This window comes from Paenibacillus agaridevorans (assembly GCF_003112455.1).
GTDB lineage: Bacteria > Bacillota > Bacilli > Paenibacillales > Paenibacillaceae > Pristimantibacillus > Pristimantibacillus agaridevorans.
Window position 1 is genome coordinate 38,848 of the sequence record NZ_BDQX01000047.1, and the last position, 23,798, is coordinate 62,645.

A 23,798-nucleotide genomic window follows, 5' to 3' on the forward strand; every position below is an offset into this window, starting at 1 on the left:
GGCATTTAGGAGGTAAAGTAAGGTGAACTCAAAACGATGGAGTAAAAACTTGCAGCTTCATATCATGTTAATTCCGGCTACTCTGTTTGCAATTCTATTTTCTTATGTTCCCATCACGGGCATTGTTATTGCGTTTCAAAGATTTATCCCAAATCGGGGCTTTTTTAAATCGACCTGGGTCGGGCTAGATAACTTTATCTATATGCTCAATATGCCGGATATTTATCAAGTCCTCTATAATACAGTGTTTATTGCACTCATGAAGATCATTGCAGGCCTAATTGTTCCGATAGTGGTAGCGCTTTTGCTTAATGAAATGAAGAAAAAAGTGCTGGTACGATCCGTGCAGACGATGATCTACCTGCCGCATTTCCTTTCGTGGGTCATTCTCGGGGGTATCTTAATCGATATTCTTTCTGTGGAAAATGGCATTATTAACAAAGTGATGCAAGGGGTTGGTCTCCCTTCCGTTTTTTTTCTGGGAGATAATAGCTGGTTTCCTTTCACGTTAGTGATTACAGATGTTTGGAAGGAGTTTGGGTTTGCCACTATCATTTATATGGCTGCGCTAACTTCCATCGACCCGACGATTTATGAGGCTGCTATTATCGATGGCGCGAATCGTTGGAAGCAGACGTTTCATGTTACTTTGCCAGGCATTACCCCGATTATTATTTTGCTTGGCGTATTAAGTATGGGCAATGTCTTGAATGCGGGATTCGAGCAAGTATTTATGCTTTATAGTCCATCCGTATATGAATCCGGCGATATTATCGATACGCTGCTGTACCGGGTTGGTTTTGTGGATGCACAGTTTGGTGTCGCAACAGCAGTGGGGTTGTTTAAATCCGTCATCGCTGCATTGTTGATAGGAACTTCTTACTGGCTTGCTTATCGTCTGGCGGGATACAGAATATTTTGATAGATGAGGGTTGTCGATGGGATCGAAAAAAAGTTCGCAGCAGCTAGCAACCATTGTCATTAGTATAGCCATGCTTGTGTTAGGCATTGTGTGTTTGCTTCCTGTTATTCATATCATCGCATTTTCATTAAGCAGTCCTGCTGCTGCAAATTCGGGGAAAGTACTCTTGTGGCCGATCGAGTTCAGCTTGGATGCTTATACGTATATTATGGATGAACCGAAATTCGGCAAATCATTTTTGGTGTCTCTGGAGAGAGTGGGCTTAGGTTTATCCATCAGTTGTTTGTTGACGCTGCTGACCGCTTATCCTCTTTCCAAAGAATCTGCCCGATTTCGTTCACGGACGTTTTATGTTTGGTTTTTTGTTACGACCATGCTATTTAGCGGAGGCCTTATTCCAACGTACATGGTGGTTCGCGCATATGGTTTGCTGGATACGATATGGGCGCTTGTGCTTCCAGGCGCCGTACAAGTTTTTAACATTACGCTTATGTTGAATTTTTTTCGAGGGCTCCCCAAAGAGTTGGATGAATCGGCGTTTGTCGACGGAGCGGGTCATTGGACGATTTTGTTCCGCATTAGCCTGCCGTTGTCGCTTCCTTCACTGGCAACCATAGCCTTATTTACGATGGTCGGTCATTGGAACGCCTGGTTTGATGGGTTGATCTATATGAACAGGCCGGAGCATTATCCGCTGCAGACGTATTTGCAAACGATAGTGACGAATCCCGATATGAGTAGAATTACGAACTTTGCAGAATTAAAGAACATTTCTACACGAACGGTCAAAACAGCGCAAATTATCGTAGCCATGCTTCCTATTATTGTTGTCTATCCATTTTTGCAAAGATTTTTTGTAAAAGGAATTGTACTAGGGAGTGTTAAGGGATAGCAATCAATCACCGTTGTAATGTAAGCGTATTCAAAATTGTGGATAATCCGATATGGGAGGTTTATCATGACTTTGAGAAGCAGAGGTAAAAAAGGTTTTGTTCTATTTATTATGTTTTGTCTCTTATGTTCCACACTAAGCTTTTCAATAAACAGCGTATATGGTGAAACGGCTAAGCCAATCGACAGTATTGCTTCATCCACTGCTCTTTTTCCCGATTTGGAGAACCATTGGGCAGGGGAGCCATTAAAGAAATGGGCTGCTGCCGGTTTGATCGAAGGTTATCCTGACGGTACATTCCAACCGGATCGTACGGTCAAGCGGGGGGAAGCATTCGCGCTCATTAATCGATCCTTTGGGCTTAACGAACAAATGCCAATCGATTTCTCCGATCTAGCCGCCTCCGATTGGGAATATAAAGATGTGGCTAAAGCGATGATGGCTGGTTACGTCAAAGGTTTTGCCAATGGCACAATAGGAGTTAAGAAACCGCTCAGCAGGCAAGAAGCGGCAGTTATTATTACTCGATTATTGGGATTAGATACAAATGGAGACAGCGTTGCTGCGAACGTTTTTACGGATGAAAAGCTGATATCGCAGTGGAGCAAAGGAGCTGTTGCAGCTGTTACAACTGCACAATTAATGAAGGGATACGCCGATGGAAGCTTTAAACCGGAAAACTTCATTACACGTGCCGAGCTTGTAGTCCTTTTGGATCGTGCGCTAAGCTTGAAAACTCCGACTGAATACAATCAATCGGGTACATATGGACCCGCTGATAGCGTTCGGACGATTGATGGCAATGTGGTTGTCAATGTTGCTGGTGTAACGCTGCAAAATATGAAGATCACTGGAGATTTATTGTTAGCCGAAGGTATCGGAGAAGGTGATGTTTTCCTTAACAATGTAACGGTTCTAGGTACGACGATCGTTAAGGGCGGAGGAAGTAACAGCATACACATGGATAACAGTGTTATGTTTACTGTTATTGTAGATCGAGCAGCCGGAACGGTGCGGATTGTTGTAACGGGAACGACGACGATAACCGAACTGACGGTTAAGTCCCCCGTTATTTTAGAAGTAGGTGAAGAAGCGAAGATCATCACAATGCTGCTGGATGCAATGGCTAAGGTAATGGGATTGGGAGTCATCGAGAAGGCGACATTAAACGTAAAAGCGAAAGGGACAACTTTCGAGACACGACCGCTGGTGCTGGTAGATCTGGCAAACCAATCTCAGGGTCAAACGGGCCCATCGGTTACACCTGGGCCAACGACACCCGGGCCCGAAATTGGAAGCAATCTCATTGTCGATAATGGCATGGCCAAGGCACAGATTATTATTGATGTAGATGCAAGCCAACGAACAGTTGAGGCCGCTAACACCTTAAAAAATTATATACAGAAATCCACTGGCGCTGCGCTGCCGCTAGTAACTTTGGATCCATTGACGGAACCGCCAAACGGCGATACAACATATATTTACATCGGAGTAAGCCGGACAGAAGATCAGGCAAAACACCAAGATTTGCTTGAAGAAATGAACGTTCATGGATTTATTATCGATTCGCAAGTGAATCATATTACGATTAAAGGAGCTACGGATTGGGGAACCGAATTTGGCGTTAACGAGTTCCTTGAGCGGTTTCTGGGGATACGTTGGCTGCTTCCGGGACCGGATGGCGAGGATGTACCGCCGCATAGCACAGTTGCTATACCGCGTGAATTGATTCAGGAGGAGCCTGCTACGATATCGCGTTCATTCTTCTTTCTTAATACTCCTGCCACTGCAGAATGGGGACGGCGCAACGGAATTCACGATAATATTCAATTCCATCATAACCTGGCTGTTCTGTTTGACCCGGTCGTATTTCAAGATCACCCGGAGTATTATGTGGATGGAGTTGTTCCGACGCATCCTTACGAATGGCAACCATGCTTGAATGACACAACCGCTGCAGTCGCGATTCAACGCATTAAACAATATTTCGATGAAAATCCGGATGTCGGCTCCTATTCTCTAGGGATAAATGACAGTACCAGGTTTTGTGCAGAAGATATCGCGCGCGCGAACGGGGAAATCAATTCAACGGGTTCCTTGCATTTGTCGGATGTTTATTACCCATGGGTGAATCAAGTTGTTGAAGGCGTCTTGGCAGATGAGCAATATAAAGATAAATATTTTGGATTGCTGGCCTATTGGACGATGTACGATCCGCCAAGTGAGCCGTTGCACCCCCATGTGGTCCCTTATATTACGGAGGATCGGATGACTTGGGAAGATGAGAGCGTTGCTGATGAAGGGAAACTGAACATTGAGGGTTGGACGCAAGTGGCGACCAATATTGGCTGGTATGAGTATTTGTATGGTTCTCCGTATAATGTGCCGCGTGTATACATGCAGAGGATGGCGGACAATTACAAGTATGCGCAAGATCAAGGCGTTATCGGTCATGTTGCGGAATTGTTTCCGAATTTCGGCGAGGGACCAAAGCCATGGGTTTCGGCCAAGCTGCAGTGGAATGCAGACCAAGATGTCGATGATTTGCTGGACGAATGGTACACACATGCGGTTGGCCCAGATGCGGCAGTAGATCTGAAAGCCTATTACGAGCTATGGGAACATTTTTGGACGGTACGTGTTCAAGATTCGGATTGGTATCAGAGATGGTTTAATTCGGATGAGCGTTATTATTTGAGATTCGATCAACCTGATTATTTGGAAGCCGTGACGAAGGAAGACATAACGGTAAGCAGGAACCTGATGGAGCAAGTAGTGGCTAAGGCTCAGACTTCGGGGCAGAAGGCGCGTGCCAAAAAACTGATGCGAGCTTTTGAGTTTTACGAAGCTTCTGCACTCAGTTATCCAAGAACCACTCCTGTTGATGCGCCGACAAATAATACCGAAGCGCTTGAGATGCTCGAGGACATTAAGATCAGTTTCAAGATGGTAAAGAAGCGGTTTAATTTGCCGACCCAGTTTGAGGGTGACCCCATTTTACACATTCCGCAAGCCCCACCGCATAGAGGCGGAACTTGGGATGGCATACAGACGAGTCTGATTGCCGCACTGCAAAGCTACATTGCTGCTCACCCGGAGGATGTCCAGGTTAAAGACGGGTTAGAGGAATTTTTGACGTACATTAGCAACACCAATTTCTCAGCCAATGCGGTTAAAACGACAGCAAGCAAAGACAACATCTTGAACTCGCTTGATTTCAATCAAGGACCATGGAGAAACGCAGTTCCGTTTAGCGAATTTATGGTTATGGGGACAAGAATTGATGTGCCGGAGAAAACAAATGTTTACCTGCTCTGGGATGACGAAAATCTGTATGTCGGGTATGAAAATTTCGATAGTCGTGCATGGGGAATGGTCGTGAGCGATTCCGCACCGGGCTCATGGTGGAGCAGCGGCGGGGATGATTCCGTCGAAACTTTTGTATCCGCCGATCCGACGGCAAGTATTACGGGGTTCTTCTCCAATCCCAGGGATGTCAGGTTCAACCATCGGAAAGTGGGAACCGGAGCACCTGCGCCAGCTGAAGATGTAGCGTGGGAAAGCAAGTCTGAAATCAAATTTGATCGCTGGAATACCGTTCAAGTCATTCCCTTTGCGAGTATCGGTATAGATCCAAGTGAGACTACAGAGCTGCAAGGCTATTTCCTAAGAAATTACCATGGGCAAAAATGGTTTTTAACTTGGGGCGGCGGACGTCCTTGGACTGCGGAACACTTCAAACCGGTTTATCTGGCAGATCCAAATCGGCAGCAACCGCTGAACAACAATACGTCCTTTGAAGAAGCGGATGAGTCGAGCCCGTCTGATATTAAAACCAAGGATTGGAAGTTTGAGTATTACAATCATAATCGTGATCCGCAGACCGAAAAAGCCTACCGCACCGATGAGATGGCTCGCACAGGAGAGCATAGCATTGCAGTTACGGGTATCACCAGCGGGTCGCTAGTTACGACTTTTGAAGTTGACGAGACAGCCGCTTATATCGACGCGTCGGCTTACTATTATAGTGCTGCAGATGCCGAGCCGGGCGGGGCGCTGGTGCTGGACGCGGAAGTGTTGAACGCTGACGGACAGTCACTTGGTACTTTGGCACTCGAAACCAAACAAATCTCGGATACCGCTGGCGAATGGGCGGAGGTTAAACTCAAAGCAGAGTTGCCTGACGGGGCTAAGTACCTCAAATTTCAAGTTTATCATTATGGCATCCCGGTGGGCAAAACCGTCTATTTCGACGATATCGTCGCTTACGGTGTTGCAGCGCCTTCGGTTGCCAACGTGTATGCAACAAATGGGAGCATTGAGGTGGCGCTAAACGGCTGGATCGAGTCGAGCCCTGTCGGAAGCGACTTTACGGTGACGCAGCAAATTGATGATGGAGAAGCAACGGTGTTGACGGCAGAAGTGACAGCATGGGATGAAGCTAGCAAAACAGCGATGTTGTCGGTTCCGCCGCTGCCTGTGACGGAGAACGTACACACGGTTATCTACTCGGTCGCATACAAGCAGTCAGCAGCTGTGAGCGCTGCTCCGATACGGGTAGGGAATCTGCCGCTGAACAATAATGAGTCCTTTGAAGAAGCGGATGAGACGAGTCCGTTTGATATTAAAACCAAGGATTGGCGGTATGAATATTATCCGCTTCAAGAACGCAATCCGGTTAGCGAAAGAGCGTACCGGACGGATGAAATAGCCCGTACAGGAGCGTACAGTATTGCGGTTACCGGTATAACCAGAGGGTCGCTCGTCTCCGTGATCGAGATCGATGAGACGAGACACACCGCTATAAACGCATCGGCCTATTATTATACCGCTGCCAATGCCGAACCAGGCGGAACTTTGGTGCTCGACGCGGAAGTTTTGGATGCCTCTTGGAAATCTCTCGGTACCTTGGCCGTGGATACGAAACAAATCTCGGATACGGCTGGAGCATGGGCGGAGGTAACCTTGCAAGCGGCACTTCCAGCCGGGGCGAAATATCTTAGATTTCAAATCTATCATCATGGCATCCCGGTGGGTAAAACCGTTTATTTTGACGATGTTGTCGCTTATGGCGTCACAGCGCCGATTGAGGAAGAGTCCCCGGAACTAAACAACAATATCTCTTTTGAAGAAGCGGATGAGATGAGTGCTTACGATATTAAAACAAAGGATTGGCGCTTCAGTTATTTCAATTCTAACCGCAATCCGATTACCGAAAGAGCGTACCGAACGGATGAGGTTGCCCATACAGGAGCGTATAGTATCGCGGTTAAGGGGATCACTAGCGGGTCTCTCATTACGACGATTGAAGTTGACGAGACAGTGCATGCCAATATGGAGGCATCAGCCTATTACTACAGCGCAGTGGATGCCGTGGCAGGTGGATCGTTGGTGCTGGCCGCCGATGTTTATGATGCCAATTGGCAACTGCTAGGTCAACTAGGATCAGAGACCAGACATATTTCGGATACTGCCGGAGTCTGGCAGGAGGTTACGTTTCAAGCAGCGATCCCAGCCGGAGCAAAATACTTGAATTTCCAGATCTATCACTATGGCATCCCGGTGGGCAAAACCGTTTATTTTGACGATGTCGTCGCTTATGGCGTATCGGAACAGTAGATATATTCGAGTATAATTCATAAATTTTGGAGGCCTATTAAGATGAGACAAATTAAAAGAGCAGTTCATATTGATTTTCATACGTTGCCGGACATTCCTGATTTTGGGGCGAATTTTGATGCCAAGATATTTGCTCAAACGTTAAAAGACGCCAAAGTAGAATTTATTAATGCGTTCGCCAAATGCAATATTGGCTACGCCTACTATCCGACAGAAGTCGGCGTGATGCATCCTCATTTGAATTTCGATATGTTCGGAGAGACCGTTGAAGAATGCCGTAAGCTGGGCATTGGCGTAACCGCATACTTCAACCTGGGATTAGACCATGAAATGGCCAGAAAGCATCGCGAATGGACCATCGTCAATAAAGAGGGACAGGTCATCTACGGTGACCGAACAGAACATTTCTTTAGAAACATGTGTCTGAACTCCGGTTATGGCGACTATATGCTGGCGATGATCAAGGAAGTGTTGGATCGTTATCCGGTTGAAGGAGTATTTCTCGACTGTATCAATATGCATCCTTCGCCCTGCTATGGCAACGAATGCAGTGAAGATATGCACAAGCGCGGAATGGATCCGCTTAACGACGAGCAAGTGCTTGCCTTTTCCAGGCTGCAGACGCTTGAATTTTGCAGAAAGGTTAAGTCGCTTGTAGGCGATGACAAATTTCTCTACCTGAACGGTTTGCACTTCGGCGAATCAGAGGGACTGAGTACGCATTCGGAGATCGAATGTTTGCCGGGACTTTGGGGGTATGATTTCTTTCCGGCGCAAGTGGCCTATGCTAGGAATCTTGGCATACAGGTGTTTTATATGACGGGGAGATTTCAAGCAAGCTGGGGAGATTTCGGTGGTCTCAAGACGAAAACTTCATTGGAAAATGATTGCTGGGATGCGATCAGCAACGCTGTGACGACTTCTGTCGGCGACCATATGCACCCTCGTGACGGACTTGATCCAGCCGTGTACAAAATGATCGGTGAAGTGTATACGGAAATAGAGAAATACGAGCCTTGGACGGACAATGCCAAAGCAGTGGCGGAGATCGGGGTCATGGTGCCTGTCAGCGGAGTTACTAGTAAAAACCACTTTGGAGCCGTTCGTATATTGGGAGAGCTCAAGTATACGTACGATCTCCTCGATGAGCGTATGGATTTATCGCCGTATAGGCTCATCATTTTGCCCGATGATCTGACGGTTTCGGAGATGCTTAAAGAGAAGCTGGAGCAGCATTTGGCTGAGGGCAAAGGTATTATCAGCTCAGGATATGGCGGGCTCAATCCCGAAAAGACGAAATTTGCTATCGATGCTTGGAACCTGGATTATGACGGGCCTGATCCATGGAATCTATCCTATTTCAAGATGTTGGAGGATACAGGGGAAGAGGTCCCTGATATGATGCATGCCGTTTATAAACAGGGCATCCAAATGCAGCTGAAGAATGGCGCTCAGATGATTGCGGATTACATTCAACCGTATTTCAATCGGCATTGGGATGGGTTTCATGGCTATTTTTACGCACCGCCCGAAAAGAGCAGCGGACGTCCTGCGCTGGCCAGATCCGGCAATATTTTTCAATTCAGCTTTAATATTTTCTCTGCGTATAACGAATATGCGATGGTGACTCATAAAAATATGGTGAAGTATTGCTTGGCGCAGTTGCTTCCAGATCCGCTTATCAAGTGCGAGAATATCCCTTCAACCACGCGTGTAACGGTAACGAAAAAAGAAGATATGAGAATGATTCATATCAAGACGACACATCCAGAAAAACGAGGGAATTATACGATTGTTGAGGATAGCCAGCTGCTAACGAAAGCGGTTGTATCTGTGAAGGGACAACATGTCGAGAAAGTGTATATGGCTCCTACTGGAGAAGCGCTAGCCTATGAAATTGCAGGAGAGTACATTCGAATTCCGCTGCCGGATATAGACGGTTATCTGATGGTTGTTGTAGCGGAAGGAGTTTAAGAGACAGCCGAGGAGTGAGAGGATGCCAGTATTTACATGCAACGATGCTGCTTTCTTAATTGATATTGACGATAGAGGGGAGCAAAATAAGTGGTTTTCTCCCCAATTCGACAAATCGAATTGGATGCGAGTGGCCATTCCGGGGGCGTGGGATTTTTACAGCCACGCTTTCTGGGGTTACGAGGGCATAGGTTGGTATTGCCTGGAGATCGGAGGGGATCTGGTTCAGCAAGATCGTAACCATCGCCTTCAGTTCGAGAGAGTGAGCGGGTATGCCAAGGTTTGGGTCAATGGCGAACGGGTAGGAGAGCATATCGGCGGTTATTTACCTTTCGAATATGATATTACTTCCTATTTACATGAAACCGGAACCAATCAGGTAGTTATCCGAGTAGATAATGTGCCGCGAAGCAACTGGCTGCCGGGGGCGACGCTTATCGAATGGATTCAATATGGAGGGATCTTGCGGCCGATATCGTTCGTTACAAGCAACCTCTGTTTTATATCCGACATTGCTATTGATGCTTCGCCTGTTCTGGGAGGAGCCAAAGTCGTCTGCAATGTAGAAGTGACAAATGCAGGAGGGGCATTATTCGATGGGAGCATCTTGCTCGAAATCCCTGCGAACGATGACATCTATATAGCTCTAGTAGAGGTCACCTGTCAAGCAGGACAAAAAGCAGTCTGCTCGGCAACGATTGATTTACCGCAAGCTCAGCTTTGGACGCTGGATTCTCCCAAACTCTATGACTTGAGGGCGGAATTGCTCGGGCTTAACGACGAAGCTGTAGATGAGAAGCAAGAGCGCTTCGGGGTCAGGACGATCGAGGTACAGGGAACGCAAATATGTCTCAACGGCCAGCCAATTATTATTAAAGGGGTTAATCGGTACGATGAAGTTGCTGGATACGGTCCCACCGTCCCGGAAGAAGTTATCCGCGCCGATTTGCTCAAAGCAAAGCAAGCCGGAGTGAACTGTATTCGGACCCATTATCCGCTGGACTCGCTTCATCTGAACCTGATGGATGAAATCGGACTTCTACTCTTCGAAGAGATACCGTTAAACTGGTGGCTAAAGCCTTGGGAGATTGACGCGGAGGTAGATGAGGCTGAAAATAACGGAATTATTGATAGAGCCGAGGTTGCATTGCAAGAAATGATTGAGCGCGGCCGCAACCATCCTTGTATTATTGCTTGGAGCATGTGTAATGAATCCGGAACGAATAAGCCATATGGCATTGATGCAATGCGTCGCTTAATGCGCAAAGCAAGAGAGCTAGATCCTACCCGTCTAGTATCTTTTGTAGCTGTTGGACATACAGCTGGACATCAGGCATTTGTCGAGGCGGATATGGTCTGCATCAATTTTTACTACGGTTCTGTTATAGCGCCAATTGTTTATCAAATCGACCAGCTGGAACAATTCGCTGCAATCGCTACGGCTAATCATTTGCAGGATACGGTTTTGGAGTTTGCAGGAAAGCCTGTAGTTGTCACAGAGTTTGGTGCGCAAGCGCTAGCGGGTATTCACGGAGATCATCGTTACTCAGAAACGCTTCAAGCAGCTTATATTGAATCGGTATGGCAAGCAATCAGAAGCGTGGAAGGTGTACAAGGCGGCATCCTTTGGTGCTGGGCAGATTATTACCATCGCAGTACGTATGCCGGACCTTGGCAAGCTCCCTATGGCGCATATGGCGTCGTAACTGTAGATCGTCAAGATAAGGAGTCATTAAGTGTGTTAAGCAGGCTTTTTAATGATGGTATCAAAAGGGAGCTTGAATAAGGATGAAAAGAATAGATGTTCATTGCGTGCTTGGATCATCGGCCAATGTAAAGCTGGAAATAACGAGCGAACAGGAACTGATCGATAGTCTCGATTATTACAACATTGAAAAAGCGATTGTCATTCACTCCATGGCACGTGATTTGGATCCGATCTCAGGTAACGAAAAAATGCTTGATTGGACTCGAAGAGAGGACAAATTGATTCCTTGTTTTGTTCTATCGCCTCATTATAAGTATGAAATGGGATGGGCTGAAACGGAGAAACTGCTGCGCAAGGAACGTATTCGCTTTGTTCGCATATATCCGCGATTGCACGGATTTACGCTGCATGGCGCGCATACCAGGGAAATCTTCGAGATGGCCGCCAAACTTCATATTCATCTATTAATCGATCATTCGGAAATGATAGATGCTCATGGAAAAGATATGGAAATTTTCGAGTCTCTTTTAAAGGAGCATCCCGCTGTCAATGTGATTCTTACTTCTGTCAGCCATAGAAACAATATGGTTATCTATAGCTATTTGGAAAACTACCCTAATTTCTATGTGGAATTTAGCGCCTATGCCAATATGCTGGCGTACGAAGAAGCGGTGCGGAGATTTGGTTCGGAACGCCTGTTATGGGGCACGGATATGCCGTTCAGAATGCCTGGATCTGCCATTACAATGCTATCGTATGCTGACATAAGCATGGAAGACAAAGAGAATATTGCCTATAAAAATATGGAGAAACTGATGGAGGGGTGACCGAAATGCTAATAAAGGAATACGCCGAGCAAGGGAAACCTCTGGATCATGTTTTGGTGATAGACGTTCATAGTCATTTAGGTTCATCCCCTAGCATTTATATGCCGTCTGCCAGTAAGGAAAAAGAGCAAGCCATTCTTTTTACTACTATGCTGGACCAGGTAGGCGTCGATTATGCCATCGTGTCGATGATGAGAGGGTTATTTACGAATCAACTGGAAGCAAACCTTGACTTGGCCAGGCTGATGGAGGTTCATCGCAAATTATTGGGCTACGTGACGTATATTCCTTCTTGGCAGCAAAAAAGTTTGGAAATTGCCGAGCAATGTTTCTCGAGTTCCGACCGATTTGTGGGAATCAAGATTCATCCGGATGTCAATAAATATCCGATTAACGGTCCGGACTATGCCCCCATGTGGGAATATGCGGATTCTAAAGGTTTGCTCGTACTCGTTCACACCTGGTCGCAATGTCCTTACTCCGATCCAGTGCGATTGTTGGATATCGCTGAAAAATACAAAAACGTTACCGTGTTAATTGGCCATTCCGGCGGAGTAGAGCCTGGAGTAACGACGGCCATTGAGCTGTCAAACAAGTATGAGAATATGTACCTTGATTTAACGGGCGTCTTTTTATGCTCGGGTCGGCCGCTCGACTATTTTGTCAGCCAGGCGAATCCGGATAAGCTGCTATTCTCCAGCGATGCTGCATTTAACAGCTTGACCTGGGATATCGGCAACGTTTTATATGCTCGGGTTTCCGAAGAAATAAAAGAAAAGGTGCTGGGCCTTAATGCACAGCGGTTGTTGAAGAGCTTTTTAATACGATGATGCCGAAAAAACCGCGTTAAAACGCGGTTTTTTTCTAATTTTGAGTCGCATGTAGGAGTTGAAATTGGACTCCTTAGGAGTGAGTAATCCCAGGGCCCAAGTGCCCAGGTCGTGACGGCTTGTTTATAGCGCTCTCAGATGCAGATTCGTTTGCGCTGTTTACACAACAATTGAGCGAAAATACACAACTATGGTGAGGTAAGAGCCATTCATTCATATATTTGTACATATATACTTAAATTTTGGTTCAGAGGGGTTCCGAACGACGATGTGAAGCGAGAATTTGTGTATTTTCGTACAAATCGCTGTGCAGGGGCCAAATTTGTTTCGGAAATTGGGGAGAAATGCACAAATATGCAGACGCAAGGAACGTTAGGGTGATTTGTCCCTGACGGTTTTTCTCATTACTCCCTTGTCGATAGCTTGTTATTTGAATCTTGAAGTTCTCAACCTGATTATTCACAGCTATATAATTTATCTAATAAATTATATAGAAAAATCAACTGTTATCCGGATTAGAACGACTGTATTTATCGCATAAATATTTTAATGAAGGGGTTTACAAACGGGTTTATCGGTTATATAATTCACTTAATGAATTATATAGAACTCACGCACCGAATCGGGAGGGATACAAGCGATGAAAGATGGAGGAGTGAAGGCGGCGTTTGGAAAAGTAAAGATAACGCCAGAGGAGCCGGCACCGCTGCAAGGTTATGATCCTGGTTTATACATTGCGAATCCTGACAAAGACATATTGGATGAATTGTATGCGCGGGTTTTGATTTTAGACGATGGGATATCACGGCAAGTGATTGTTAGTGTCGACTGTTGTCTCACGAACGAAAAGGACTACCTGTCACCTAATCCTAATGGGCAAATGGAGCCTTATCGTCAATTGCTCCAAACGTTCCCGGAAGGAACGAAGCGGTTATGGGCGGATGCCGCTCAAACAGAGGAATTTACCGTATCCGTGCATGCAACGCATACCCATAGCGCCCCCGAGTATTTTAGCGAGAAGTATACTTCTCGAATCGCAGCAATGATTGCAGAAACGGCCGAAAGGCTGCAGGACGTACAAATTCGTGCGGCTGCCGGACAATGCAGCGTATCGGTAAATCGTAGACCTCATCTGCAGCATAACGATACATTGCCCATTGATCATTCGCTCCATCTCATTATGATTGAGTCGATAGACGGCGAGTCTTTGGGGGCAATCGTCAACTGTGCGGTTCATCCAACCTTGCTGGCCAATCCGTTTAATCGGGTTTCCAGCGAATTTGTCGGACTGGCGATGAGTGAGTACGAATCGACGTTTAAAGAAGGTTTTGTTTCGTTGTTCATTCAAGGATTTTCTGGAAATGTAGGCCCGAGGGACCATTACCGGACAGAAACAGAAGATACGTATCCTTGGGTGCTCGAGATGGCTCAAGTGTTGCATCGGGATATTGCTCACGTAGCGAAAGACCTGCAGCCGATGGGCATACTTCCGATGAAAGCGGCAGAGAAGCAAGTTACGCTTCCAACGCGTCAAGGATATTTTATGCCAACGATCGACGTGACGCTGCAAGGCTTCCGAATCGGGGATTTGCTGCTGCTTGCCGTATCTTGCGAGGTTTTTAATGGGTATGAGAGGTTGATTAAACCGTATTCCCCAGCGTCGTTTACCTTGATGTCCGGACTTGCAAATGGATGCCATGGGTATCTTCCAACTGTAGAGGCGTTCCGTGATGGGCTGGGTGGATATGAAATGAATGTTACCCCTTTTGACGAAACCGTTTCTGATCTATTTGTTCGGGCTGCGGCAGAGCTAGTCGAGAGTTTATAAAAAATAACGGTAGGAAAGTAGGGAACTCGATGCAATTACATGATAATCATACTCCGGTACGTACGAAACCATGGGATTTCGGCTTAGTCAGCACGGCGGAAATTGGCGAGCTGGAAAAAGAGTATGTGCTGCGTGTCCTGGACAAAAAGAGAGTATTCCGATATAGCGGTAGTGATAACGAGCTTTCGGAAGCGTATCAATTGGAGAAATTGTACAGTGATCGGCTAGGCGTACAATATTGTCTAGGCGTTAATGCCGGTACTTCGGCGCTTGTAGTTGCGTTGATTGGAGCAGGCATCGGACCGGGAGACGAAGTAATCGTACCGGCATACACCTACATTGCTACTGCGGCGGCCGTCTTAATTGCCCGCGCGGTTCCAGTTATTGTAGATGTAGATGACACGTTAACAATGGATCCGCAAGCGCTGGAGGCGGCCATTACCCCATATACAAAAGCGGTTATTCCCGTCCATATGCGAGGAGTTCCTTGCCAGATGGACGAAATTATGGCGGTCGCGACAAAGCATAAGCTTATTGTGATCGAAGATGTCGCACAAGCAAATGGCGGTTCCTACAAAGGCAAGGCGCTCGGATCGATTGGCAATGCCGGCTGCTTTAGCTTTCAGCAATATAAACTGGTTACTGCGGGCGAAGGCGGCATGCTCGTTACCAATGATCCATCTATAAACGCGCGAGCTATGATTTATCATGATTCTGCTTTCGTGTACTGGGATATGAACAAAATGGCCGAAACCGTTCCTTTTGCTGGCGAGAATTACAGACTTAGCGAGCTAAACGCGGCGCTTGCGCTTGCCCAATCCCAGCGGATCGATTCTCTTGTATCTCGACTTCAGAAGGTCAAGTCGGTCATTGTGGATGGGATCAAGGATATCGCGCAAATACAGCTGCAACGTATTCCGGATCCACAAGGCGATCTCTCTTACAGCTTGGTTTTCTACTTGGATACACTGGAGCAATCCGAACAATTTTCGAAGCTGTTGGTCAAAGAAGGCATTCCAAACGGCACGATTAACAACAATGGTTTTGCGGATCGGCATATTTTTAAAAATTGGAAATACGTAATGGAGAAGCAAGGGGCTTCGGAAAATGATACCCCTTGGAACTGTCAGAGCTACAAAGGCAATGTCCAATATTCGCAAGATATGTGCCCGCAAACGATTGACTGGCTAAACCGTGCTATCGCGATAAATCTGCATCAAAATATGACGGATGAAGATTGTAACGATGTCATTGAAGCGATTCGTAAAGTTGCAGCCACCCTATAAGGAGTGAGTGAGCGAGGATGAGTGAGATGCTGTCAGGCGGAACGGTGAAAAAGAAATTGCGCGTTGGCATGATTGGATACAAGTTTATGGGAAAAGCCCACAGCCACGCTTATCGCGACTTGCCTTTTTATTTCGATACCAAAGTCGAACCTGTGATGCAGGCGATTGCGGGACGCAATCAAGAGGGAGTGCAAGCGGCGGCGGAGAAGATGGGATGGGCTTCATATGAAACGGATTGGCGTCGTCTAATTGAAAGAGATGACATCGATTTAATTGATATCGTTACACCGAACAACACGCATGCGGAAATTGTGATCGCGGCAGCAAATGCCGGCAAACATATTTTATGCGAGAAACCATTGGCGATGAATGTCGAAGAGGCCGGGCGCATGTTGGAGGCGGTTAATAAAGCCGGAGTTGTGCATATGATCTGTCACAATTATCGTTTCGCTCCGGCCGTTCGATATGCCAAACAGCTTATAGACAGTGGGAAGCTTGGACATATTTATCATTTTAGAGCTAGATATTTGCAGGATTGGATCATGGACCCCAACTTCCCGCTTGTCTGGCGGATGCGCAAGGATGTATGCGGATCCGGTACGCATGGAGATTTGATGGCTCATTCTATTGATTTGGCACGTTATCTAGTAGGCGAGATCAGCGAAGTGGCTGGAATGATGGATACCTTTATCAAGAAACGTCCTCTGGGAGAAATGAGCGGCGGTTTAAATGCCGAGATTCACGGGGATCAGATGGGTGATGTTGATGTTGATGATGCTGTAGCGTTTCTGGGCCGCTTTGACAATGGGGCGTTCGGCGTCTTCGAAGCGACTCGTTTCGGCAAAGGGAACCGCAATACGAACCAGTTCGAGATTAATGGATCCAAGGGCTCTGTCCGTTGGGATATGCAGAGTATGAACGAATTGGAATTATATTTGGAAGATGATGAGCAAGGCAATCAAGGGTTCCGCACCATCACTTGTACGGAGGGAATCCATCCGTATGCGGGGGCCTACTGGCCTGCAGGTCATATTATCGGTTATGAGCATACTTTTATCAACCTTTTGCATGAGCTAACAAATGGTATTGCCGAAAATAGAAGTCCATCGCCTAATTTCGAGGATGGATATCGTAATCAACTGGTCCTGGAAGCAGTTGAAACTTCATCTGTAAACAAAAGTTGGGTAAAAATACCGACAACAACTATTCTTACGCCATAGAACGGTTAATAGCCGTTTTCACTTGAGAGGAGCTTGACTATGTATCGATTTTCATTTGGACCTTGGAATATTCATGAGGGGGCAGATCCGTTTGGTCCCGCGGTTCGTCAATCCTATGATTTTCAACAGAAACTAGCCGTTTATCGCGAGCTTGGATTCGAAGGCATCCAATTCCACGATGATGATATTGTACCGGATATTGAACAGAAATCTTATGCGGAAATCATGAAGGAAGCCGGTGCCGTACGTCGTCGTTTAGATGAGCTTGGATTGGTTGCGGAAATTGTTGCTCCACGTCTATGGGAAAGCGAGCGAACGATTGATGGCGCATTTACTTCCAATGATGCGAAGGAGCGCGCCTACGCAATCGAACGTTCCAAACAAGCTGTCGATATTGCGCGAGAGATGGGAACGAACAACTTCGTGTTATGGCTGGCTAGAGAGGGCACCTATATTCGTGAAGCCAAAAATCCGGTTGATTCGGTTAATTACATTGTAGATGCCATGAATCAACTGCTCGAATATGACAGCAATATCCGAATTCTAATTGAACCGAAACCAAATGAGCCAATGGATCATGCGTACATACCGACTATTGGACACACATTAGCGCTTGCTTATCGGACGATAGATCCGAAGCGAGTGGGCGGGTTAATTGAAACGGCACATTGCATACTGGCAGGTCTTGACCCATCGGATGAAATGGGCTACGCGCTCTCCTTTGACAAGCTGTGGAGCGTACATCTTAATGACCAGAACGGGCTGAAATACGATCAGGATAAGTCATTCGGTTCTGATAATTTACGTCGTGCATTTAATCAAGTGCGTGTGCTTGAAGAGAATGGATATGGCAAAAACGGCGAGTTTGTCGGCTTGGATGTAAAGGTCATGAGGACGCAGCCTCGCGACATTTCGTATAAACACTTGGAAAATAGCAAAAAAATGTTTTTGCATCTCGTTGATAAGGTGCGTACTTACGACAAAGAAGCAGAGCGTCAGTTTATTGCGGCGCGTGATTATGAAGGACTGGATTTGCATGTTTTAGAACATTTAATGGGGAGATGAATGTCTTGAGCGCTTTTAAAGGTAAAGTAGCCGTCCATGGCATTACTTGGGGCGACAAATTCGAAAAAAGCTTTGAGGAAGCAGCTCTGTTAGGTTACAAGGCCATCGAGCCGTGGCCCTCCTTTGTGTTAGGGTTTGAAAACCGCGAGAGCGAACTGCAGCAATTGCTCGATCGATACGGTCTTACCCTTGCCGGAGTATACGGAGGAGCTTCGGGCGAAGCGGGGCGTTGTTTGGCTGATCCGGCAAAGCAACAGAGTATCATTGACTTTAACGTTCGGCTAGCCAAAATAATAGCCAAATGCGGAGCTGGACATATCGTGTTCGGTCCAGGGGCCCCTCGTAAAGGAGCTATGACGCCGGAACAATTAAAGCAGGCGGCCATTACAATTAACGAATCCGCAAAACGAACGTTGGAATTTGGTGTTAAGTCGTGCGTGCATCCTCATTTGTGGACGGAGATTCAAGATGAGAATGAGCTCGATGATTTGCTTGCGTTATGCGATACCGAAGTGTTCTTTGCACCTGATACGGCACATTTATCGGGGGCTGGCATGGATGTACCCAGCGTGATTCGTCGGCATAAGGAGCGGGTCGCTTATGTGCATCTTAAGGATCTTGCGCCGAAAGATGCAAGCAGCCAAGCCACTACCATGTCGATGGGCAATGAAGCATTAACCGATTTTTGCGAGCTTGGTACGGGGGTGATCGACTTCCCGCCTATTATCGACGCATTAAATGAAATTGGCTATGATGGATGGCTGACTGTCGAAATCGACTATTCTGTGCATACGCCTCTACGCAGCTTGGAAATATGCCGCGATTTTGTTGAGCAAGAGCTTAAGATTCCGGTGAGAAGCTGATTTCTGGATAAGAAAGAAGAACAGCCACGGCTAATAGCCGTGGCTGGTTCTATGCCGATAGAAGCCGCACATTTCACGCTACTATGCCGATAACATAATTCATCAAGTGGATTATATGGTCGATTTACTTTGGGTAAAGGTAATTGGTTAGTCGGAAATGATTGAATGAATTTTTTTAATGTATTTACAATAAGGATTTTAAGTTATATAATTTAATAAGTAAAATATATAAGAGCAAAACAGCCATTCAAGCGGAGACAACATGATCATTCAGTCAAAAGCCTTACCCTGTAAGCACAGCGAATACTTATGATAGAATGGGTAGGTGATTTTATTATTGCGTGTGAGAGGATAGTTTAGGATGAAATTGAATCCATTGGAAAATCAAATTCTGAAGGCTATACAGAAATGCGAAGGAGTCTCCCGTAAAGCGTTAGCGGAAATGACAGGCCTTTCGCAAGCGACAATTACTAATATTACAAAAATGCTCCTCGAGCATCATTACGTTGTCGAAGGCGATCGTGTTGGCAATGGGATGGGAAGAAAAGAAGTATTGCTGTACTTAAATCCCGAGAAGTTCCGGTTTTTGGGAATTGATATTGGGGGATACCGAATCCGCTTTGCATTGGCGGATAACCTCATGAGAATTACGCATGAGCGGGAGTACTTGGTAGATGAGTTTGACGGAGAAGCGGATGTCATAGAGCGTGTGCTGGAGAAAATTGAACAATTTTTGTCCGAGTCGGAATTGAATCCGGATGACCTTGATGGCATAGGGATCGGTGTTACGGGTATCGTGGATAGGAGTATGCAGCGGATATTGAATATTCCAAACCTCAATGCTTGGGGAGAACTGGATATTGTATCCAGGCTGAACCGGCGGTTTGATTGTCCCGTTTATTTGGACGAAAGCGGCCGAACGATGGCTCTAGCCGAGAAAATAGAAGGTAAAGCCAAAGATGTCGAGGATTTTATCAACGTTCACGTTGCTTACGGTATAGTGGCCGGCATATTTATTAATGGGCAATTGCTTAGAGGCGCTAATAATGTAGGCGGGTTGCTTGGACATATTACCGCAGATGAAGAAGCTGGTCGATGTTCGTGTGGCAATTATGGATGTTTGGAAAATATTGTGACTTATCCGATGATCGAGGATGCTTATAAGCGCCAAGGCGGCCAACTCGAATCCATTGCAGAAGCTTATCGAATAAATGATAAAATCGCATTTGATGTCTGTATTGCGTCAGGCAAAGCGATCGGTATCGCTTTAAGCAACGTTATTAATTTGTTTAATCCGCAAGTGATTTATTTGGGAGGCCCCGTTTTTGAACATTTGCCTATCATTTTCGAAGAAACAAAACGTACGATCTTGCTTAGAGCAAATCGTTATGCTGCGGTAGATATGCAACTGGAACATAGCTCGTTCGGGGATAAGCAGGGGATGATCGGAGCCTTGACGCTGGTTCGAAATTCGTTGATTGGATGACTGAGCACAAAAGATGAGGGGGCGGAAGATGGAGCGAAATTACGATTTTCGCAAGCGGCTGGAAGTGGTTCATAAGCCGAATCGCCGTGATTCCAGCGTCCGCGCCGAAGCGGGCGAGCTGGAAATTTCGGAAGACTGGCGCATCGTTATCGATGAGGCGGCCAGTCCGCTGCTGGTTCATACGGCCAAGGATTTGCAGGACTACCTGTTTACAAGCATGAACGTTTCCGTTCGTTTGTTGCGGGTAAAGGATATTGCGGAAACGCTAGCCTTGCAAGAGCGTGTAATCGTACTGGCGACGAGCGAGCAATTGCCAGCGATGGGCGATAAGCTTGAGAAGCCGCGAAGTTACCGAATCGTTGCTCAGCAAAGTCGTATCATTGTATGCGGTTACAATGAACGCGGGGCAGCGCAGGGGAGCTATTTTCTTGAGGATCAGATGAATTTGCGCGAAGCGCCGGTGCTGGCTTGCTCGGATGTTACTCGCGAACCGCTGTTCTCGCCGCGTATGGCCCATTCTGGCTGGGGGCTGGATCGTTATCCCGATTCTCATCTGAATGCGCTTGCACATGCGGGGATCGACGCGATTATGGTGTTTGTAAAGGACGTTGACGAAACGCCGGAAGGTTATCAGGATTTCAACTATTTGGTCGATCGCGCTGAGCTCTATGGACTGGATGTCTATGTTTACAGCTATTTGATCAGCCGCCTCCATCCGGATGATCCGGATGCGAAACAATATTACGAAAGCACCTATGGACGGGTGTTCAAGGCGTGCCCAAGGTTCAAAGGAGTTATTCTCGTCGGGGAATCATGCGAATTCCCGAGCAAGGATACAAATACGACGGGCAAGCTGCGGCTTGATTGGCCAGCCGATCAACCGCAAACGAAGCCGAGTCCAGGTTGGTGGCCGTGTCAAGACTTTCCGCAGTGGCTGAACCTGTTGTCGGGAACGATTCGCGCGCATAACCCGGACACGGACATCGTATTTTGGACGTACAACTGGGGTTGGGCGCCGGAGGAAGATCGCCTGAAGCTTATCCGCGCGCTGCCGGAAAATATTACGCTGCAAGTGACGTTCGAGATGTTCGAGCAAATACGCAATGAGCATGTAACTCACGTTTGCGTAGACTATACGCTTTCAAACGTCGGGCCTGGCGCGTATTTTAGCAGCGAGGCGGAAGTGGCTCGCGAACGCGGCATTAAGCTGCATGCAATGAGCAATACGGGCGGGCTCACTTGGGATTTCGGCGTCATTCCTTACGAGCCGTTTCCGGGGCAGTGGAACAAGAGACATGAGGCATTAAAGAAAGCCAACCAAGACTGGGGCTTAAGCGGCCTAATGGAATCCCATCATTTCGGCTGGTGGCCGTCTTTTGTTAGCGAGATCGCAAAGTGGGCTTACTGGAGCCCGAGCCCTTCGTATGAGGAAGCGCTCGCGATGATAGCCAAGCGGGACTTCGGCGAAGCGGCTGCGCCTCTTGCAGTGGAAGCTTGGAACGCATGGAGCGAAGCGATCACCCATTATATCCCGACAAACGAAGACCAGTACGGACCGTTTCGCGTCGGGCCGTCTTATCCACTCGTTTTCCGCAATGCTATGTTTAAAAAAGCGGTGCAAATGCCGGCCGTCAAACATGCGATGTTCGGCAACGAAATCGTATTGACGGATTACGATCCGCTAGAAGATCCGCGGCAATCGCTTGGCGTAACCCGCATCGACGTGGAAATCAGGAGCCTCGAGCGGATGCTTGAGCTAATGGAGACCGGTAACGAGTTGTTGGAAGAAGCGCTAAAAAGGACTCCGGATAGAAAAAGAGAAGACGGCGTGAGAATGCTTGGTCTAGGGCAGTTTATTGCCAGGTCGATTAAGACGACGATCCATGTCAAGCAGTGGTGGAAGCTGAAACGACAGCTATTGAGCGAAGGGGATACCGGTAAAGCATTGGCATTGATGGAGCGGATGGAGGAGTTGGCCCGCCGTGAAATCGCAAATGCGGAGGCTACGATCCCGCTGGTGGAAGCCGATTCGCGGCTTGGCTGGGAACCGAGCATGGAGTATATGACGGACACTGCGCATTTGCGCTGGAAAATGAAGCAAGTGCAGAGCGTGCTGGATAACGAATTTGCGCAATACCGCAAGTCGCTTGCGCTAACGGATAGCATGCAATAAAGAGTTTCTGCACCATGGGAAGCGGATGGGAGCCAACTTTTGCTGTTTGCGCAAACGTTGTCTCAAATCGAAAAAAGGAGTGGGAGATGCCGTGCAGCTCAAAGATCTTGCCAAACAATTAAATGTATCGGTGTCCACCGTCTCCAGAACCGTTAACGGAACGGGGCGGGTAGGCGCCAAGACACGGGAACGGATACTGGATGCGATCAAGCAGACCGGATATCAACCCAATGAAGTAGCTCGCAGCTTGAAACGTCGGAGCGCTCGTACGCTCGGGGTCGTCGTCGCGGATTTATCAAACAGTTTCTATTCCAAAGTCATCAAAGGCGTCGAAAAGGTGGCTAGCGAGAACAGTTATAACGTGTTCGTATGTAATACGGACGAAGAAGTGGGCAAGGAAGAGGAGTACATTCGGGTACTGCTGCAAAATCAGGTGAGCGGATTGGTCATTGCCACCGTAGGTTCGGATGTCCGGCTGTTTCAGCCTTATATCGATTCCGGCATTCCGTTTGTTTTTATCGACAATTTGCCTTTGTTGGAAGAACGTTTTAATTTGGTTGCGATCGATAACGCTAAAGCGAGCAGAAGCATTACCCAACATCTAGTCGATCAGGGGCACCGCAAAATAGCGATGATGACGGGGCCGCTAAACCAATCCACATCTTCGGAACGATTGCTTGGCTTTCGAAAATGTCTAGAGGATAACGGCATTATGCCGGAGGAGCGGTGGATAGGCGTCGGAACGTTTAAGCAGGAGTACGGATACCGAATGATGCGCGAATGGCTGCTGAACGAAGATCGGCCGACTGCGGTATTGGCCGCCAACGATTTCCTCATGTACGGCGCTATAAAGGCGATTTACGAAAGAGGGCTGAAAATTCCTGAAGATATTGCAGTTGCCTGCTTCGATGCCAATGACGAAACGGGATTGATCTCGCCGGGCATCACGGCCATCATTCAACCCGCTTATGAAATCGGATCTATCGCCGCCGAAATCATTATGCGCAGAGAGCACGATAAAGGGCGAAAGCAGTACGAGAAAATCGAGCTGGAGCCTGTACTTCTGCTGAAACAATCAAGCATGGGGAATAAGGGCTGACAACAC

At 47.0% G+C, this 23,798-nt stretch carries 15 protein-coding genes; all 15 read left to right on the forward strand.

Going from position 1 to position 23,798, the window contains the following annotated elements; all coding sequences use genetic code 11:
- The first annotated feature begins 22 nt into the window (after positions 1-22).
- The 15 genes from PAT3040_RS04885 to PAT3040_RS04955 all read left to right on the forward strand — a co-directional run bounded on the left by PAT3040_RS04885 (position 23) and on the right by PAT3040_RS04955 (position 23,792).
- On the forward strand, positions 23-922 hold the full coding sequence (locus tag PAT3040_RS04885) for an ABC transporter permease (protein ID WP_181376444.1): 900 nt from the start codon (positions 23-25) through the stop codon (positions 920-922).
- Between the two features lie 16 nt (positions 923-938).
- Positions 939-1,814, forward strand: a complete 876-nt coding sequence (locus PAT3040_RS04890; protein WP_108991748.1) for a carbohydrate ABC transporter permease — start codon at positions 939-941, stop codon at positions 1,812-1,814.
- A gap of 66 nt (positions 1,815-1,880) precedes the next feature.
- Complete coding sequence (locus tag PAT3040_RS04895) at positions 1,881-7,433, forward strand: DUF4838 domain-containing protein (protein WP_108991749.1); 5,553 nt, start codon at positions 1,881-1,883, stop codon at positions 7,431-7,433.
- Between the two features lie 42 nt (positions 7,434-7,475).
- On the forward strand, positions 7,476-9,407 hold the full coding sequence (locus PAT3040_RS04900; protein WP_108991750.1) for an alpha-amylase family protein: 1,932 nt from the start codon (positions 7,476-7,478) through the stop codon (positions 9,405-9,407).
- A 124-nt stretch (positions 9,408-9,531) separates the two neighbouring features.
- Positions 9,532-11,193: a glycoside hydrolase family 2 protein gene (locus PAT3040_RS04905; RefSeq protein ID WP_258234845.1), complete on the forward strand. Its 1,662-nt coding sequence runs from the start codon at positions 9,532-9,534 to the stop codon at positions 11,191-11,193.
- 2 nt (positions 11,194-11,195) lie between these two features.
- Positions 11,196-11,942: an amidohydrolase family protein gene (locus PAT3040_RS04910; protein ID WP_108991752.1), complete on the forward strand. Its 747-nt coding sequence runs from the start codon at positions 11,196-11,198 to the stop codon at positions 11,940-11,942.
- Between the two features lie 5 nt (positions 11,943-11,947).
- On the forward strand, positions 11,948-12,772 hold the full coding sequence (locus tag PAT3040_RS04915; RefSeq protein WP_108991753.1) for an amidohydrolase family protein: 825 nt from the start codon (positions 11,948-11,950) through the stop codon (positions 12,770-12,772).
- Between the two features lie 640 nt (positions 12,773-13,412).
- A complete protein-coding gene (locus PAT3040_RS04920; RefSeq protein ID WP_108991754.1) occupies positions 13,413-14,600 on the forward strand; it encodes a hypothetical protein in 1,188 nt (395 codons plus the stop codon).
- A gap of 29 nt (positions 14,601-14,629) precedes the next feature.
- Positions 14,630-15,886 (forward strand): DegT/DnrJ/EryC1/StrS family aminotransferase, encoded by a 1,257-nt coding sequence (locus tag PAT3040_RS04925; protein WP_108991755.1) that lies wholly within the window; start codon positions 14,630-14,632, stop codon positions 15,884-15,886.
- 17 nt (positions 15,887-15,903) lie between these two features.
- Complete coding sequence (locus tag PAT3040_RS04930) at positions 15,904-17,106, forward strand: Gfo/Idh/MocA family protein (RefSeq protein ID WP_258234836.1); 1,203 nt, start codon at positions 15,904-15,906, stop codon at positions 17,104-17,106.
- A gap of 39 nt (positions 17,107-17,145) precedes the next feature.
- Positions 17,146-18,171, forward strand: a complete 1,026-nt coding sequence (locus PAT3040_RS04935) for a TIM barrel protein (RefSeq protein WP_108991756.1) — start codon at positions 17,146-17,148, stop codon at positions 18,169-18,171.
- Positions 18,172-18,176: 5 nt separating this feature from the next.
- Positions 18,177-19,034 carry a sugar phosphate isomerase/epimerase family protein gene (locus PAT3040_RS04940; protein ID WP_108991757.1) on the forward strand — a complete coding sequence of 286 codons (858 nt, stop codon included), beginning with the start codon at positions 18,177-18,179 and terminating at the stop codon, positions 19,032-19,034.
- 361 nt (positions 19,035-19,395) lie between these two features.
- Positions 19,396-20,520, forward strand: a complete 1,125-nt coding sequence (locus PAT3040_RS04945; RefSeq protein WP_108991758.1) for an ROK family transcriptional regulator — start codon at positions 19,396-19,398, stop codon at positions 20,518-20,520.
- A 28-nt stretch (positions 20,521-20,548) separates the two neighbouring features.
- Positions 20,549-22,693 carry a hypothetical protein gene (locus PAT3040_RS04950; protein ID WP_108991759.1) on the forward strand — a complete coding sequence of 715 codons (2,145 nt, stop codon included), beginning with the start codon at positions 20,549-20,551 and terminating at the stop codon, positions 22,691-22,693.
- A 91-nt stretch (positions 22,694-22,784) separates the two neighbouring features.
- The gene (locus tag PAT3040_RS04955) at positions 22,785-23,792 is read left to right on the forward strand and encodes a LacI family DNA-binding transcriptional regulator (RefSeq protein WP_181376446.1); all 1,008 of its coding nucleotides are present in this window, start codon (positions 22,785-22,787) and stop codon (positions 23,790-23,792) included.
- Positions 23,793-23,798: the final 6 nt, after the last annotated feature.